We start from the raw sequence: 387 nt of genomic DNA on the forward strand, positions 1-387 counted from the left end.
GAGGCGGTGGGCTCGTCCGTGGCGGAGGGGCCGGGGCTCGGCGACCCGGTCGGATCCGTGGGGTTCCCGCTGTGGTCGTCCGCCGGTGAGGCGTCCGTCGCGGGGCCCGTGGTCGCCCCGGCGCGGGAGCCGACCGGGCCGGGGTCGCGGGGGGTGTCGGCGGACGACTCGTCCGGCGCGGCCTCGGTCGGACCGCCCGGCTCCTCGCTGACGAAGTCGGCGGCGGTGTCGTCCCTCCCGGGCTCCAGGGCCAGTTCCGCCAGGCTCAGGGCGCCCGCCGCGAGGAGCAGCCCGAGGGCCCCGAGCAGGACGGCCCGGCCGCGCCGGCGGTGACTGCCGCGGGCCCGCCGCCGGGAGCCGGGGCGCCCCCGGGGGGGGGCGGCGGGG

1 pseudogene is annotated in these 387 nt (G+C 82.9%); it reads right to left on the reverse strand.

The annotated features are described in order from the left end of the window. Positions 1–387: pseudogene (locus JS521_RS36110) on the reverse strand (hypothetical protein); the annotation flags it as partial.

This window comes from Streptomyces durocortorensis, from assembly GCF_016901035.1.
Classification (GTDB): domain Bacteria; phylum Actinomycetota; class Actinomycetes; order Streptomycetales; family Streptomycetaceae; genus Streptomyces; species Streptomyces durocortorensis.